A 17,004-nucleotide genomic window follows, 5' to 3' on the forward strand; every position below is an offset into this window, starting at 1 on the left:
TTTCAAACCCATTCAATCCCGGTATTCAATAAATAATATGCGCAATTAATGCAATAATTGGCAATGTAATTAACGTCCGCAAAATGAAGATAATGATTAAATCCTTTAGATTTAAAGGTAATTTTGACCCTAGCAATAATGCTCCGACCTCTGACATGTATATTAACTGGGTTACCGATAAACAGCCTATTACAAAACGAGTCATTTCACTTTCAATCCCGCTTCCAAGAATGGCTGGTAGAAACATATCTGCAAAACCTACAACGACCGTTTGGGCTGCAGCAGTAGCTTCCGGAATTTGCAATAGATTTAGGATTGGAACAAATGGAGCACCTAGCCAAGTAAACACTGGTGTATATTCCGCAATAATCGTCGCTATTGTACCTATTGCCATTACTACTGGCACGACTTCAAGCCACATGGTTAATACATTTTGAGTACCGCCTTTTAGAACAGGAATAAAACTTGTAATATTTTTAGCGCGATCAGCTGCCTGATGTAGCCCTAATTTCCATAAAGAAGTGTTTTTAGGAACTTGCTCTTCTTCATGAGGGACAGCTTTTTCATAAAATGTATCGGCTTTTCTTGATAGTGGTGGTATACGTGGCATAATTAATGCCGCCGCTAAACCTGCAACGATAATCGTTCCGTAATAAGGAAGAAACATATGGCCTAAATCTAATTCAAGTAAAACTACAATGGTAAAATCGATGGAAACGAGGGAAAAAGTTGTCCCAATTACAGCCGCTTCCCGCTTTGTATAATACCCTTCTTCATATTGTTTGTTCGTAAGCATTACACCAATTGTTCCATCACCTAACCATGATACAAGACTATCGATCGATGAGCGACCTGGTAAAGTAAAGATCGGCCGCATAACTTTTCTCATAATCGTTCCGAATAGTTCAAGCAATCCGAAATCAAGGAGCAACGGAAGAACATAACCAGCAAAGAAAAATATTGCCACTAATGTCGTCAATAAACCAAATAAGATGTTTCCCCCTGTATCATCAGACCATATCCACTCTGGTCCAATTTGTAATAGAGAAAGTATACCAAATGCAGTTCCTAAACCTCTTGTTGTAAGAGCAATTGGTCCCACAAAAAATAGCGATCTTGTAAAACTATTATTCATTATAAATTGTGGACGAAAAATCGTCGTAAATAGTGCTAAAATAAAAGAAATACATATTAATGAAACAGCGATAGCAGGCATGGCAGTGCCTAAATATTTATCAATAAAATCAGCCCAAATAGCTACTACTAATGTTACCTCCCCATTCACGGAAATAGGTACCATTAATAAAAACACCCCTAATAGAGATGGGATAATAAATTTTAAATAATTTCCAACTGAATACGTACTTTCCTTCTTCATCTCTTTCCAACTCCTACAATTCACGTAAATATTTATACAAAAATGATAATATATATTCATTAGACAATAGAAATTTTAACACGTTACTAGCATACTTTCAAATCCTTTTTTACCCAATAATTAATTTCAAAAAATTCTAAATGTACTTGATTTAATATGTATTATGTCACATTTTTTTCACAGAGAATTCATTATTCCGTTGAGAAGTATATGTGAAATTATGTTATGGTATGTTTAAAGTTGTTATAATCCACATATATTGATTAGGGGAGGTTATTATATGTTACCTGTAGAACGACTTCACCGAATTAAAGAATTGGTTCAAACAAAGAAGAATGTTAAAATTTCCGATTTAAGTACGGAACTTGGTGTTTCAGAGATGACCATTCATCGTGATTTAAAGCCACTTGTAGAGAAAGGGGAAGTTATAAAAACATTTGGTGGTGTCTCACTACCAGATACGACTTCATTTCAAGCAAATGATATGTGTATTTATTGCAGTCGTCCTATCAAGGAAAAGTTAGCTTATCGTTTAATTTTACCAAATAATAAAATTGAAATTGCATGCTGTGCCCATTGTGGATTGTTACGTCACAAACAGCTAGGTAATGAGGTCGTTCAAGCAATATGTTATGATTTTTTTAGACAGACGACCATCAGTGCACAACTTGCCTCGTTTGTAATGGACACTTCTATAGATCTTGGATGTTGTCAGCCGCAAGTAATAACTTTTGAATGGCAAGAACATGCAGAGAAGTTTGTGAAGGGGTTTGGCGGCTCAGTTTACTCCATGAAAGATGCAATGGAAGTAGTATTTAAAAAAATGAAAGGAACCTCTTGTTGTTTCGATTAACTAAGCTTCATCATATTTACATAAGGAGGAAAATGATGAGAAAGTGGCTCACTTTAATTAGCCTGATAGGAACGATTCTCTTCCTAAGTGCTTGCAATAAGCTTCCTATTGAAACAGATATGTCAGAGAAAGTTGCTGATTTTTCATTTACAACTCAAGATGATGAGACACTCGGCTTATCCGATTTGAATGGAGAATGGTGGATTGCGGATTTTATTTTTACTAATTGTGAAACAGTTTGTTTGCCAATGACACATAATATGGCAGAACTTCAAAAAGAATTAGATAGTAAAGATATTAATATCCGATTTGTATCTTTTAGTGTAGACCCTGGATTCGATTCTCCAGAAGTGTTAAAAGAATACGGAGAACAATATGGAGCAAATTTTGAAACATGGAGCTTTTTAACAGGATATGATTTTAAACAAATTAGAGAGTTATCTATTAAGTCTTTTCGTGCTCCTTTAAAAGAGCCAGAAAATGGTGACCAGGTGCTGCATGACACTCGCTTCTTTCTAGTAAGTCCAGAAGGAAAAGTAGTTAAGGGATATGATGGAATTGACAGCCGCAGCAGTGAAGATATTATTGAGGATTTAACAAAACTGCAGGAAGAAGACCTACTTTAAATTGCTGCATTTGTAGAAAACATAGTGAACTGGGATACATGGTAATATTTTAACCATTTGGAGGGTGAGAAAGTGAAAAATAAATTGTTCTTATTCATAACTGTTCTTTCATTATTACTTTTAGTAGCATGTGGAGGAAATAAGAAAGACGAAAACGAAGAATTACTGATTGTAGAAGTTGACTTTATTGTTCCTGAAACTGTAGATGTTGGGGAAACAATTGAACTAAAAGCAAATGTCACATATGGTGATGAAGTTGAAAAAGATGCCACGGTTAAATTTGAAGTATGGGAAACGGGAGACCAGGAAAATAGTGAATTGATTGAAGCTGAAAATAATGGCGATGGAACCTATACAACTGAATACACCTTTAACCACGATGGAGTTTTTGAAATGTATGCTCATACAGATGCACAAAGTCAGCACACTATGCCTAAAAAATCGATAACAGTAGGCGAAGGTGGCAATTATGATGAGGAGCAGGACGATAGTGAGTTCCACACAGAAGGATTCGATATGCATTTTACGGAACCTGAAGACATAGCAACAGGAAAAGAAACAGAATTAATGGTTCATTTAACGCTAGATGAAGAGTCACTTGAAGATGCAAACGTCCGTTATGAAGTCTGGCCAGATGGCGAAGAAGATAGTACTTTTTGGGTAGATGCGGAAGAAACCGAGGCGGGAGAATATGTCGGTCAACATTCATTCGAAGAAGCGGGTAAATACCATATCCAGATTCACGTTAAAGATAATAAAGATTTACACGAACATGCGGAATATGAAATTGAAGTAAAATAGTTGTGATGACAAAAGCCGTAACTTAAGTAGTTGAGTCATAGAGAAATCCGAACGACTTTATCAACATAAATTGAACAATTCGGATTTCTCTTTTCTTGTTTCAAAGGGAATGTTACTTGAGCTTTGGTTGAAAAGCTGTAAAGTAGAAACCTAATTATTTTTGCTAGGTTGATGCATATATAATTCCATTTAACTTTTTATTCTTTAATAGCCGGTGGGCCAAATTTTCCATTTCTAAAATCTTCATAAGCTTGTTTAATCTCTTCTAAAGTATTCATAACAAAAGGTCCTCGAGCTACATAGCTTTCTTTAATTGGCACCCCAGAATAAATGAGCATTTTCGCTCGAGAATTTGCTGTAATTAGTAATTCGCTCTTCGATTTCTCGTCTCCATTTTCTTTATATGTCAGAAGGCCAGTACCTGTTTTTCCTATCTTCGTTTTGCTAGTACCTGCCTCTACTTCACCTGCCAACATGTACATAAATGCGTTATGGTTTTCTGGTAAAATATGTGTATATGTTGCACCTTTTTGTAAATAAATTTCAGACATTGTAATTGGCACCAGGCTATTTAATGGACCGTTTACTCCAGCTAAATTCCCTGAGTATACTCTTACATAACCGCCCTCAAAATTAACTACTGGTGCATCTTCTAAATAAATGTTTTGATAAGATGTTTTTGTCTGTTTTAATTTTTTTGGTAAGTTCAACCACAATTGTAATGTATGGATAAGGTCATCATCTACTGCTTCCTCTGCGTGCCTCGCTCCACTTCCTGCATTCATATATTGAACATCACCAGCATCTAAAATAGAATATCCTCCACCATTATCGATATGTTCCAAACGTCCATCAATTACATAAGTAATCGTTTGAAATCCTCGATGAGGATGATCGGAAAAGGTTCCTCGTTTAAACCAGTCATCAGCCATCAGAATAAATGGATCGAATTCCTCTTTCCTATGTGGTGGAAGCACAAATCCTTGTTGAACATGAGGATACCCATTATTATTGTAAGTTACATACCAGTAATCTTTAATATCTCTTTGAAATAGTTCGGTCTTTTCCATTATATTTACTCCTCACTTATTATCAGTTATTTTGGATGCTTATAACGATGTTAAATCATATTTAGAAATATCCAAACGATATGATATATGCATAAATATATTTTGAAATTGCCATGGAGATCTGTAATTTTCTTTCCCTATATATAATTAATTATCTACGTGAAATAGATAATTAAACCTTGATAGTATTAGGGAGTTTAAGGCTCCCCTTCCTTAGTTGATTTTCGAGTAACTGGTTGCTCGAAAATACAACTATATTCCAAGATATTTTATCGTTGGGATATGAACTTCGCAATAATTGCATCACTTTTATTAAATTTTTAAAGTTGCTACGGAAAAATACTTCGCTTTCCGCAGGCACGGCCTCAGCTTCTGTAGTTTCTCGTTAACGAGAAGCTACAGGGATCTTCGGACTCGCGCTATTCCTGCAGGAGTCTTCGTATTTTTCCTACGCTTGTAAAAGAAAGGATTATGGTTGTCTATTTCTAAGTTATGTAAACAGTGACCATCCGAGCGGAGGAAATATGTGGAGACTCCTATGGGAGCATAGACCTAGATGAGACTACGCAGTGCGAAGCACAAGGAGGCTCAACAGCCGCCCATGGAAAGCGGAACATATTTCCGCAGCAGTTAATCAGTTCATCCCTCAATTTTAACTGCACAGTTTATATCTTTTGTGCTAAGAGTCTTTATAATAATAGAAAAAGTTGTCGAGAGTAAACGTCAACAACTTTTCTGTACATTAGATTAAAACCAGCCCATAACCCACGGTGCCGCATATAAAATCATAAACATTACACCATAATTAACACCATTTCTAAAAAGGAACCCTGAAACAATTGCAACTAAGAACGTCCCAAATATATTAATCCAACCCGCATCCATGTATGCTAACATAACGACAAGCCCGGCGAACAAACCAATTAACGCTTCGTGTGGTATATATTTAAATACAAATGTACAAATCTCACTAGAAAACTTAATCGTTATATAAAATGTAATAAGTAACGCAATGATTGCACCAATAATTGTCGCTGTCATAATTTCACCCATCGATAAAATATGATGAATATTATGTTCAGGTGTAAAAACAGGTGGGGCATTAAATAAGCCGGCTGCTGGACCGATCGCCATAGGTGACAAAGGCAATCCAATTGCTAATAATGGAATTAAAGTTCCAGATATGTAGGACGCATTCGTGAGTCCATCCATTGTTGAAATGGCTCGAGATGCTCTTTGTACTGGATCTTTAATATGTCTCGTTAAAAGCTCTCCAAGAAACACCGTCATCCCTACAGGGGTGAGAAAAAAGGTTATCGAACCAATTACACTACCGAGAGCCGAAGTAGCACTTTCTTTCTTCGTTAATATAGTAAATGGATTGGGAATTCCTTTAATTTGCTCTGACTTTTTAACGGTAATTTCTTTATCTCCTAATTTCGGCAACTTATTACGCGTATCTTTATTAAGTAAGTCAAAAAGAGTTATAACGATAGGACCAATAGTGATTCCTAAGAAAAAAGAAACAAATACGTTTGTCTCGGGAGGTACAATTTCTAATCCCCAATACAAATGCCTTAACCCTTGAATTAATATTGCGAAAGGTAAAATCATTAACAAAGATAATAGTTTATTTTTTGCCATTAATGCTAAAAAAACGGCCCCTAAGAAAAATATAAGACCAGCATATTCACTTATTGTTTCTGAATACTTAAGAATAATATTTGCAATGATAAAACTAACTGGAATCGACACGAGTGTTCCAATGACGGAACCAGACGCCATTTTTCGAATACTGACATCTGGTAAACCATGCTTTTTTAATACCATCGCATGTTCTACCATTGGTGCGGCCATCACACCACCAGGAATTCCTGCTATAGCAACAGGAATTGAATCCGTTAATTTTTTTGCTACAATCGCAGCAATAAAAAATGACAAAATAACATATGGCGAAACACCAGAAAGTGCAAGCGCTATTGTAACAGGTGCCAATACTGCCGTTTCGTCAGTTCCAGGGGCAATACCGATTAGCGTATAGATAATAGCGCCACCAATACCTGCCAATATCATCTGAAGTATTATTACTCCATCCATTTATTTCTCATCCTCTTCTAACTGAATTATTTTTCGCTTTGGCTTTATAATAATGCTACTAATTATAAATCCAATTACCCCTCCACTAAGACCGAAAATCAAAGGTTGCGGTGCTTCTCCAGGTGCAATTATATATCCTCCAAGCGATAAGCCTATACAAAGCAGCATAGAGATAAGGAGATCTTTAACTTTTACATTATCTTCCCATACTTCTACATAATTTTTATTTTCATCGTTCATTTTCACACCTCCGAAAAAAAGTCTTTTCATACTATTTATTTTCTTTTATTGATTTGACAATTTCCTTTATCTTATCAAATGAAATTATACCGCTTCCTTCTATTTTTTGCACGATGAATTCAATTTCATTTGTATTTGCTCAGCCATCCTTGCTAAATTTTCGGGCATGTAGCTTCATATGTCCTTTTTGAATCCCTTCAGTAACAAGTGCAGATAATGCTGCAAAGTTTTGCGCCAATCCAGTCGCTGCCATAATTTTTGCAAGCTGCTCTGCATGACTAATCCTCATCATCTTTATAGATAATTTTGCTACAGGGTTCGACATCGTTGCTCCCCCAATAATTCCTACAGCAAGTGGTAGTTCAATCGTCCCTACAATATTGTTATTTTTATCAATCTCCCAATGTGATAACGTCTTATAATGTCCAGATCTCGCTGCAAAAGCATGGGCTCCTGCTTCTATTGCTCTCGTATCATTTCCAGTTGCCAATGCAACTGCCGATATTCCATTCATTATTCCTTTATTATGTGTTGCTGCCCGATAAGGATCGAATTTTGCCAATTCGTATGCCTGGATAAATTTCTGTGTATTTATTTCACTTAGATAATTATGAAACGTAGCTGTGGCTCGAACAATTCTACGATCTGCTAAATTTGAAATGATTCTTATTCCAACTTCCTCCTCCGTAATAGCCTCAATCGTAGGAGTTACATTTTCTAACATCGTATTAACAACATTTGCGCCCATCGCATCTTTAGTGTCTACGAATACGTGAATAATGAGCATATTTAATTCAGATAAGACATCGACCTTTACATCAATTGCCCCTCCTCCAAGTGCAACAAGTGTTTCATCTTGTTGATTACAAACCTGAAGGATTAAATCTTTATTTTCATAAATTTTTGCCATCGTATAATATGGTTTTTTTACATGTATGATTTGAATTTGTCCACGCATAACTGATCCGGTAGAGGAAGTATAGAAACCACCTTGGTCATAAGCCAATTTTGCGGCATGACTAGCTGCTGCAACTACAGAAGGTTCTTCTGTTGCCATTGGGATAAAAACATCTTTTCCGTCTATTTTAAAATTTGCTGCTACCCCTAAAGGTACAGGCATGATCCCGATAACATTTTCAATCATTTTATCTGCTTCTTCTAGTGTCAATCCTTTTTCATGTAACTTTTCCCATTCTTCCTTTGTAATTTTTAAAGATCGCGTTATTTCATCTACTCTTTGTTGTGGATTTAGTTTATAAAAATTAGGAATACGTGAATTCAAAATGGTGCCTCCTAAATTATTTATAGTCTTTAGTAAATCATATTCAACGATGTTTCATCATAGTACAAAATATGATGTTTTTTTCCATAAGAACGAACGCACCAAAAAAAGCTGCTTAAGAATATTCTCAAGCAGCTTTTTTTACTCTATTCATGTTCATATTCAATTGTAGCTTCTAAGTATTGTGATCCATTGGACGTTTCAACAAGATTTCCAACTAACTTTTCTCCATCATAGCCATAAGCTTCTCTAATTGTTTCCCACTGTGAATTGTAAGGATCATATTTGATGATGAAGTATGGGTCTTCCGAATATTTATACTCAATCTTAAAATCAAAGGTACCATCCGGGTTTACTCTTGTGTCATCTCTAGCACTTGAACGATCTGAATACCAAGCTCTAATATTACTTCCTTCAAGCATATTCGTTCTGCCTTTTAAATAAAAGTATTCCCCATCTTCTGTTATTTCATCTACTTCAAACCATACCCGGGTTTCTCCATAATCCTTCGGTTTCTTGCCCCACTCTTGTTCGGCAAAGACATGTTTTGTTTCATTTTCATCAGCGTTTAGTGGCAATCTTACCTCTGCCTTCTTATTTACTTTATCCACGTCCCAATGTTCATCTAAATAAACATAAGGTCCTTCCAGTTTCTCTCCGCCTTCACCGTAATGTTCGACAATTTCCTCTTCCTGATAACTTTGCAGAAAGTCAAATAAAATGATCACTTCTGCATCACCATATTGATGATGATCTAATTCCATTTTGAATTTGCCTTTTTTATCGACGAGTTCAGTCGTATCTGAAAGTACTTCATCTTCGTTTACAATAACTTTACCAATAACTCTTGATCCTTCGATTAAATTACTCTCACCTTCAACAATGATTTTATCGCCTTTTTCAGTTACTTTTCCACCCAAATATACCTCTGGACTACCTGACTTTTTTCCACAGCTTGCAAATAACATAATGGATGCAACGAGCAATATGAAAACTGTTATTTTGTTAAAATTCTTCATCAGTACCCTACTCTCTATTCTTCATCCGTCTCTTCTAAGTCTGCCTCTTCTTCTGTCTCGTTAGAATCATCATCTGATTCACCTTTGTTATCACTACTTTTTGCAGACTTATTGTCCCAAGGGATACGCTTTTCAATATACTGTTTATCTGTATTGTACTTATCAGAAACAACTAAGTTACCTATTAATTTTTGACCTGTTGAACCATATGCCTCTTCAATCTCATTCCATTGCCAACTTGATGGTTCAAATGTGATTACAATTTCTTTATCTTCTAAATATTCATAGTCAAACTTTAAATCAAAAGACCCGTCAGGCTTAATTTGTGTTTTTCCTCGATTATATTGGTAGCTTACTTCAATGGTGCTTCCTTCTAATATGTTACTACGGCCCGAGACATAGAAGAACTCACCATCTTCTGTAATATCATCAATTTCAAGCCATACTCTTGGATCCCCATAATCTTCTGGAAGCTCATTCCACTCTGGAGCTTTAAGCGTTAAATCATTTCCTCCACCAGACGTATAATTAAGCTTTACCTCCGCTTTATTCAAAATACCATCATATGTTTCATGCTTGTAAATAAATGGACCTTCTAATTTTTGTCCCTTTTCTCCATAATGTCTTTTAATCTCATCTTCTTGCACACCTTCAAAATCAAAGCGAATCACTATTTCTGCATCACCATATTGATGGTGTTCAAGGTCCATATAAAAACTACCATCTTCTTCTATCAGCTCTGATGTATCTGAAAAGACCGTTTCACCTTCATCCACAATAACTTCTCCAACAACTCTAGATCCCGGAAGTAAGTTACTTTGACCCTCCACTATAAACCGACCATCTTCTTCAATTACTTCTCCACTAAATTCTATCTGATAGTCTCCTAGTTTATTGGACTTTTTTGAATCTTTATCTGCTTTTGCTTCTGTACTTTCTTTTTCTTCATTGGAACTTGAATCCCCATCGACAATTTGCCCAACAATTTGCCCACAACCGGCTGTAAAAAGTAATGTTAAGAATAATATACCTATAATTAAGTAATTTTTTTTCATTACTAATTGACCCTCCTTTTTTTACTTTAGATTAATAATAATTTCTACTCTTCTATTTTTGGCTTGACCTTCTTCCGTATCATTTGAAGCTATCGGTTTCGTGTCTCCATATCCTTCAGTTGTAAACTGGATCTCTGAAGCTTTTAACTGACTTTCAAAATACTTTTTGACTTCGTCCGCTCTTTGTTTGGACAACTTTTCATTATATTCCTTCGACCCTTTGTTGTCTGTATGGCCATTAATGGTAATATCAAGATCCTTTTTATTAAAAGAACTTTCTAATGTCTTACTAATTTCTTTTAATGTCTCTTTTGCTTCTTTTTTCAATTCATATTTATCATAATCAAAAAGAATATTATCTGGAACCAACATTGTTACTTCAGAGCCATCTATCTCTAACTCAACATTGTCTGGTACATCGATCTCTTGTGATTCATGTTCAATCTCAAATACAATTGTTTGGTTATTGTTATATTCATTTGTTTCAACTAAATTCCCAACAAGCTTTTGCCCTTTTGCACCGTAGGTTTCCTCAACAATATTCCACTGATAATCATTCGGATCAAAAACAATTTTAAAAGGAACATCCTCTTTATACTCATAATCAAACTTAAAATTAAAAGAACCGTCTGGATTTACCATCGCCTCAGCTTCTTGATTTTGTCGTTTAATGATCACTCGACTTCCCTCAATCAAGTTACTTCGTCCGTGGACATAAAAATATTCACCATCATCATTTATTTCATCCACTTCTATCCATACTCGCGAATCTCCAATATCATCAATTTCTTCATACCAATCAGGCTCTTTAAATTGTCTAACCGCTTTCTCCTTCTCCGGTGTAAAGATCGTTTTCACTTCGGCTTTCTGATAAATATTATCTGGGCCTCTGCCTCCAACTTCGCCTTGATGTTTATATATGTAAGGACCTTCTAATTTTTGGCCTCGATCCCCGTAATGTCTTATAACATCATCATTTTGTTGGCCATCGAAATGGAATTTTACGGATACTTCTGTTTCTTGATCAAGGTTAGGGTGTTCTAATTCCATATAAAAGGTACCATCATCATTTACGATTTCACTCGTATCCGCTAAATAATCAAAGTCCTTTACGGTAGGATTAATAAAATACCTTACATTTTTACCAACAGATACTTCACCTACTACCCGAGAACCAGGAATTAAATTACTTTCGCCTTCAATGATAATTTTATCCTCTGTTTCAATTACTTCCCCGCCAATATATATATCGTAATCCCCTTGGGTATGAAGGCTTTCAGGCTCTTCTTCTTCAGTAGTCTCTTCTTCTACCTCCGATTCTTCTGGCTCCTCTACTTCCTTTACTTCAGTTGCCTCGTTATTTTCTTCTACCTCTTCCGCAACTTCCTTTTCTTCCTTTTCCTTATTAAATGTTGGTAGCATCGAACAACCAAGCAGAAAAAAAGGAATAATAAATAAGAAGAGATAATAAGGGGCTTTATTCATTTTCGTACCTCCTAAATAACATAATTTATACCTACTAACTATGCTTTATATCAACGTTAAAAGTCCATTTTTAGCATAGCAAAATTACCTTTTGCAAACATGAGGAAAAAAACACAGGACTTTATTCTCGTTTTAACCTGTAAATTACGCATAGGCGGGTCTTTTAGAACAAACAAAAGAAAGGCTAAACTATTTTACAAGGCTTAATTATCTATATATATGGAAAACTTTCTCTCCATATATGTGATTGTCGTTTTTCACAGAACATTTTTCGACATTAAATTTATCAATCTAATTAATGCTAAAAAAGCATTAGTCTTATACTTTTTTTAGATAAAGGACGAATATCTACATATGAGACTTTAAGATAAATAAAATGGTGATATGATGAAGATGAGGTGATTAAACTGTCAATATTCATATCAATATTTATGTCCATTTTTAAGTTATTACCTTTAATACTTTTCTATGGAATTATTATTCTCTTAATTTACTTATTTATTAAAGATAAGTATCAAAATCAGCACTCTATACTAAAAACTCACCCTGTCCTAGGTAGACTACGATATATTTTTGAGATGGTAGGGCCAGAGTTTCGACAATATTGGTTCTTAAATGACAAAGAAGGAAAACCAGTCGATCGGGATACACAGGAAGCAATTGCTAAAGCGGGCAAATACGCAAACACGGTAATTGGATTTGGATCGAAGAAAGACTTTTCTAAAACTAGCTTTTATTTAACGAATTCCATGTTCCCGTTAAACGTAAATGAATTAAGTGTTGATAACAAGAAACGGTACCAGTCATATACGTATCAAATTTTGAATGAATCTGTAACGAGCAGGAAAGAAAAACGAAATCAAGTTCAACTCCAACCTTGGCATTTAACAGATGAAAATCAAATCATTCTCGGTGAAAATAGAAAACATCCCTTTCATGTTAAGGGGTTAGTTGGTGTTTCTGCAATGAGTTATGGAGCGCTATCTAAAAGTGCCGTAAAAGCCCTCGCACAAGGCGTTGCGATTGGCGGAGGAAGTTTTATGAACACAGGAGAGGGTGGTATATCTCCGTACCATCTATCCAAAGTATATGAAGTAGTTAACAGAGATCAAGAACTTAGAGATCGACTAAGTGAAAAAGTAGTTGATTATCTGGAGGAACATCCAAATAGTTCCAATTTTGATTTAGAAGAACGTTTTGGAAAAGGGATTATGTTCCATCTGGATCAACTTGTGGAACAAAACGTATTAGAAGAAAAAACAGCAAATTTAATCTTCCAAATTGGTTCTGGTCTTTTTGGTGCTCGAAAAGATGGTTTATACTGTGAAGAAACATTTTTAAAAAATGCCTTACGTCCTGAAGTAAAAGCAATTGAATTAAAATTAGCTCAAGGGGCAAAGGTTCGGGGTGGGAAACTACCTAAAGAAAAAATAACGCCAGAAATTGCTCAAATTAGAGGTATAGAAATGGGCAAGGACGTGGAAAGTCCAAATCGCTCCCCATTATTTTCTGACATGGAAGGGCTATTTAATTGGATAACACATTGGCAAGAAATAACTGGTAAACCAGTTGGTATTAAAGTAGTAGCTGGTGACAATGATTCTTTTGAAGAGTTAGCACGATATATTAAGGAAACTGGAGAACATCCTGACTTTATTGCAATTGACGGTGCAGAAGGGGGAACAGGGGCAACCTATCAAGAAATGGCTGATAGTCTTGGACTTCCAATTTATTCGGGCATCCACATTTTAGATCGAACATTACGAAGATACGATGTTCGAGATAAAGTGAAAATTTTTGCATCAGGAATGTTAGCTACTGCAGACAAAATGGCCGTCGCTTTATCGCTTGGAGCAGACCTTATCTATGTAGCCCGAGCAGCAATGAACACGGTTGGTTGTATAAATGCAGGTAAATGCCATACAAACCTTTGTCCAGTAGGAATTACTTCTCACTTGCCACATCTAGAAGCAGGAGTTAGCGTACAGGAAAAACGTTTCCGTACCGCTAACTATTTACGAACAATGAGAGAGGGTCTATTTATGTTAGGAGCATCGTGTGGAATTGATTCTCCCTCTAAATTTAATAGGCGTCATATTGCACTAAGAGAAGCGAATAATGATGTAAACAAGGTAGAAGATTTTGTTAAAGTTGACCATCCAGTTCATATAACTAAAATAGAAGATATAAGCAAACTTCCGCATGAAGAAACTGAAAAAAAGAAGGAATTAGTAGGGAGTTAAATGAAAAGTGGCTTGTCTGTTCAGGTAATAAATTATTTTTTGAAAAAATAAATATAAATATACAACATGTAGGGATGCAGACTAAAATGTATCCCTATTTTTTATTAAAAAAATTCACTAATATTCTGGTTAAGTACCTAATTCTTACATGTCGAATTAAACTACAGTACGATTGGAAATCACTGTTTCGATCTGCATAATACTATTCGAATTTCGCACGGTTGTTTTGAGTGGTAAACTTTTTAAATATTTTAGCATATAGTTATAAATACTGATTTAGGGGATGACCATTATTGAACGATGTGCCTGTAATAAAAGGAAGTAAACTATTGTTACGACCGCCAAAAGAAAGTGATGTGACGGACTATTTAAACGTCGAAGTGAATAAAGAACTTGTCCGAATGTATGGAGGAGATACAACTAATTTATCCTCTAAAACAATGCTAGATGCAATTCATTTTATCGAAGCCATTCAATCTAACAAACTTGAATGGTGTGTTGAATTTGAAGGGCGTTGTGTTGGCCAAGCTAGATTATCAGTAAATGAAGAGGACAATCGAGCAAGGTATGCAGTTGGGCTATTTGATCCTTCTATTTGGGGAAAAGGCCTAGGAACGGAAGTTACACAATTAGTTTTACATTACGCATTTACCGAATTAAATTTGCATAGAGTTGATTTACGAGTCCTCCAATATAATAAAAGGGCAATAAAATGCTATAAGAAATGTGGTTTTATTCAAGAAGGAATAGAAAGAGAAGGAGCATTTATTAATAGAAAATATGAAACAGATGTATTCATGAGCATCCTAGATAGAGAGTACCATTCCATAAAAAATACATTTGTGAATATGAACTTATTAAGATAATCATTGATAACAAAATAAAGAGGGGACAGTATAGCAGCCTTGCCTCGGACAAATTCAGATTTTTTTGTCCGAGGAAGAAATGCTACAGTTTTTACTAATAGATATTTCTTGTTTGCATTGTTCTACGACCAAACGCTGCAATCCTTAATTTTAATATTCTTTGCCACAATAGCTACCGTTTAAGGATAAATTATAAAAATCCATATGGATTTCTCTACAAAGTAACCATTTAACTATATCTCCTTATTTAAGTTGGATATCATGGAGGTGAGCAAAGATTCCTCCCTTAGCAATCAGCTCTTCATGAGTTCCTTCTTCTTCTATACCATCCTTTGTAACTACCATAATGCGGTCGGCATGTTTAATGGTTGCCAGTCGATGAGCAATAATCAATGTTGTCCGATCTTTAGCAAGATTCATTAATGCATCTTGAATAATTGCCTCTGTTTCTGTATCTAAGGCAGAAGTCGCTTCATCCAAAATTAGAATGGAAGGATCTTTTAAAAACATCCTAGCAATAGCAATCCGTTGTTTTTGTCCGCCCGATAACTTTAAACCGCGTTCTCCAACTTGCGTTTCATACCCATTCGGCAATTCTGCAATAAATTCTTCCATATGCGCAAGTTTTGCAGCTGCTTCAATTTCCTCATCTGTCGCATCCAACTTTCCATATGCAATATTTTCCCTCAATGTCCCAGTAAATAAAAACACATCTTGTTGGACTATTCCTATTTGCTTTCTTAACGAGCGCATCGTCATATCTCTAATATCCATACCATCGATGGTTATTTCACCTTTTTGTACATCGTAAAAACGTGGAATAAGTGAACAAATTGTTGTTTTACCTGCACCTGAAGGTCCTACAAACGCAATCGTTTCTCCAGCTTTAATGTTAAAGCTAATTCCATTGAGAACTGGCTCTTGTGTTTTTTCATACGTAAATGTCACATCTTTAAACGAAATATCTCCATTTAAATGAGTTACGTTCTTTGCTCCTTTTTTATCTTTTACATCTGGATTTATTTCAAGCAATTCGATAAAACGACGAAATCCTGCCATTCCTTTTGGATATAATTCAAGTAATGCACTAATTTTTTCAATTGGCTTGAACAAAACATTCACATATAAAACAAACGCGACTAGTTCACCGTACGACAATTTATCATTATAACTTAACCATGCTCCAACAATTAAAACGACTAATGTGATGAAGCGCATTAACATGTAAATATTGGAATGAACGAATGCCATTACTTTATATGCTGTTAATTTCGATTTACGAAAAATTTGGTTGTTTTCTGTAAATCGATCCATTTCGTGAGTTTCGTTTGTAAACGATTGAACGACTCTTGCTCCAGAAACAGCATCCTCAATCCGAGCATTAACCCCTGCGATATCCTCGTACATTTTTCGCCAAGCTTTACTCATTTTAATATTACTGTACGTCATGAAAAAGATTAAAATTGGTACAATAAACAAAATGATAAGCGCAAGCTGGACATTAATTGTAATCATAATCCAAAAAGCACCAATAAACGTCATCACAGCGATGAATAAATCTTCTGGACCATGGTGGGCAAGTTCACCAATCTCAAATAAATCATTTGTAATTCTGCTCATAACATGACCCGTTTTTGTATTATCGAAGAAGCGAAAAGACTGTTTTTGTACATGGTGAAAGATTTCTTCCCTCATATCTGTTTCAATGTTTAATCCTAATTTATGCCCCCAGTACGTTACAATATATTGTAAAAAAGTACTTAATAAATAAATGAAAAAGAGACCGACACTTACTTTAATAATTACATCCCAATTATTTCCCGGTAATAAATCATCGATAAACCATTGTACTGCTACCGGAAAAGCAAGCTCTAACATAGCGACGATAACTGCACTTGTAAAATCTACAATGAATAATCGTTTATGCGGCTTATAATAAGAGAAAAATCGACGAATCATTATAAAACTCCTTTCCTCCATCGATTATAG

At 35.3% G+C, this 17,004-nt stretch carries 14 protein-coding genes; 5 read left to right on the forward strand and 9 right to left on the reverse strand.

The window, feature by feature from the left end; all coding sequences use genetic code 11:
• Positions 1–25: 25 nt before the first annotated feature.
• Positions 26–1,378, reverse strand: a complete 1,353-nt coding sequence (locus tag SPD48_RS01700; protein ID WP_336256319.1) for a YjiH family protein — start codon at positions 1,376–1,378, stop codon at positions 26–28.
• Between the two features lie 280 nt (positions 1,379–1,658).
• Here SPD48_RS01700 and SPD48_RS01705 point away from each other — a divergent pair, with 280 nt between their 5' ends.
• The 3 genes from SPD48_RS01705 (at position 1,659) to SPD48_RS01715 (ending at position 3,658) form a co-directional block, all read left to right on the forward strand.
• On the forward strand, positions 1,659–2,231 hold the full coding sequence (locus tag SPD48_RS01705) for a DeoR family transcriptional regulator (protein WP_336256320.1): 573 nt from the start codon (positions 1,659–1,661) through the stop codon (positions 2,229–2,231).
• A 35-nt stretch (positions 2,232–2,266) separates the two neighbouring features.
• The gene (locus SPD48_RS01710) at positions 2,267–2,857 is read left to right on the forward strand and encodes an SCO family protein (protein WP_336256321.1); all 591 of its coding nucleotides are present in this window, start codon (positions 2,267–2,269) and stop codon (positions 2,855–2,857) included.
• A 72-nt stretch (positions 2,858–2,929) separates the two neighbouring features.
• Positions 2,930–3,658, forward strand: coding sequence for a FixH family protein (locus SPD48_RS01715; protein WP_336256322.1), 729 nt, complete (start codon positions 2,930–2,932; stop codon positions 3,656–3,658).
• 197 nt (positions 3,659–3,855) lie between these two features.
• On the opposite strand, the gene SPD48_RS01720 is transcribed toward SPD48_RS01715, so the two are convergent.
• From SPD48_RS01720 to SPD48_RS01750, 7 genes are all read right to left on the reverse strand, one after another.
• Positions 3,856–4,728: a pirin family protein gene (locus SPD48_RS01720; RefSeq protein ID WP_336256323.1), complete on the reverse strand. Its 873-nt coding sequence runs from the start codon at positions 4,726–4,728 to the stop codon at positions 3,856–3,858.
• Between the two features lie 747 nt (positions 4,729–5,475).
• Positions 5,476–6,825, reverse strand: coding sequence for a tripartite tricarboxylate transporter permease (locus tag SPD48_RS01725; protein WP_336256324.1), 1,350 nt, complete (start codon positions 6,823–6,825; stop codon positions 5,476–5,478).
• The gene (locus SPD48_RS01730) at positions 6,826–7,065 is read right to left on the reverse strand and encodes a hypothetical protein (protein ID WP_336256325.1); all 240 of its coding nucleotides are present in this window, start codon (positions 7,063–7,065) and stop codon (positions 6,826–6,828) included. It lies immediately after the preceding gene.
• Between the two features lie 139 nt (positions 7,066–7,204).
• Complete coding sequence (locus tag SPD48_RS01735; RefSeq protein ID WP_336256326.1) at positions 7,205–8,347, reverse strand: hydroxymethylglutaryl-CoA reductase, degradative; 1,143 nt, start codon at positions 8,345–8,347, stop codon at positions 7,205–7,207.
• 146 nt (positions 8,348–8,493) lie between these two features.
• Entirely contained in the window at positions 8,494–9,366 is an 873-nt protein-coding gene (locus tag SPD48_RS01740; protein WP_336256328.1) for a hypothetical protein, read from the reverse strand.
• A gap of 14 nt (positions 9,367–9,380) precedes the next feature.
• A complete protein-coding gene (locus SPD48_RS01745; protein ID WP_336256330.1) occupies positions 9,381–10,421 on the reverse strand; it encodes a hypothetical protein in 1,041 nt (346 codons plus the stop codon).
• 21 nt (positions 10,422–10,442) lie between these two features.
• Entirely contained in the window at positions 10,443–11,906 is a 1,464-nt protein-coding gene (locus tag SPD48_RS01750; RefSeq protein WP_336256331.1) for an OmpA family protein, read from the reverse strand.
• Positions 11,907–12,484: 578 nt separating this feature from the next.
• Between SPD48_RS01750 and SPD48_RS01755 the strand changes: the two genes are divergently transcribed.
• Complete coding sequence (locus SPD48_RS01755; protein WP_336256332.1) at positions 12,485–14,149, forward strand: FMN-binding glutamate synthase family protein; 1,665 nt, start codon at positions 12,485–12,487, stop codon at positions 14,147–14,149.
• A 302-nt stretch (positions 14,150–14,451) separates the two neighbouring features.
• Positions 14,452–15,015: a GNAT family N-acetyltransferase gene (locus tag SPD48_RS01760; protein WP_336256517.1), complete on the forward strand. Its 564-nt coding sequence runs from the start codon at positions 14,452–14,454 to the stop codon at positions 15,013–15,015.
• Between the two features lie 243 nt (positions 15,016–15,258).
• On the opposite strand, the gene SPD48_RS01765 is transcribed toward SPD48_RS01760, so the two are convergent.
• On the reverse strand, positions 15,259–16,974 hold the full coding sequence (locus SPD48_RS01765) for an ABC transporter ATP-binding protein (RefSeq protein ID WP_336256333.1): 1,716 nt from the start codon (positions 16,972–16,974) through the stop codon (positions 15,259–15,261).
• Positions 16,975–17,004 lie beyond the last annotated feature (30 nt).

Source organism: Pseudogracilibacillus sp. SE30717A (assembly GCF_037071985.1).
In the GTDB taxonomy this organism is placed as follows: Bacteria; Bacillota; Bacilli; order Bacillales; family Amphibacillaceae; genus Pseudogracilibacillus.

Bases quoted from the DNA above. Each gene is read 5' to 3' on its own strand.
- SPD48_RS01755 (WP_336256332.1), top strand. From the start codon at position 12,485: ATGGTAGGGCCAGAGTTTCGACAATATTGGTTCTTAAATGACAAAGAA.
- SPD48_RS01720 (WP_336256323.1), bottom strand. From the start codon at position 4,728: ATGGAAAAGACCGAACTATTTCAAAGAGATATTAAAGATTACTGGTAT.
- SPD48_RS01765 (WP_336256333.1), bottom strand. From the start codon at position 16,974: ATGATTCGTCGATTTTTCTCTTATTATAAGCCGCATAAACGATTATTC.
- SPD48_RS01745 (WP_336256330.1), bottom strand. From the start codon at position 10,421: ATGAAAAAAAATTACTTAATTATAGGTATATTATTCTTAACATTACTT.
- SPD48_RS01705 (WP_336256320.1), top strand. From the start codon at position 1,659: ATGTTACCTGTAGAACGACTTCACCGAATTAAAGAATTGGTTCAAACA.
- SPD48_RS01700 (WP_336256319.1), bottom strand. From the start codon at position 1,378: ATGAAGAAGGAAAGTACGTATTCAGTTGGAAATTATTTAAAATTTATT.
- SPD48_RS01730 (WP_336256325.1), bottom strand. From the start codon at position 7,065: ATGAACGATGAAAATAAAAATTATGTAGAAGTATGGGAAGATAATGTA.
- SPD48_RS01725 (WP_336256324.1), bottom strand. From the start codon at position 6,825: ATGGATGGAGTAATAATACTTCAGATGATATTGGCAGGTATTGGTGGC.
- SPD48_RS01710 (WP_336256321.1), top strand. From the start codon at position 2,267: ATGAGAAAGTGGCTCACTTTAATTAGCCTGATAGGAACGATTCTCTTC.
- SPD48_RS01740 (WP_336256328.1), bottom strand. From the start codon at position 9,366: ATGAAGAATTTTAACAAAATAACAGTTTTCATATTGCTCGTTGCATCC.
- SPD48_RS01750 (WP_336256331.1), bottom strand. From the start codon at position 11,906: ATGAATAAAGCCCCTTATTATCTCTTCTTATTTATTATTCCTTTTTTT.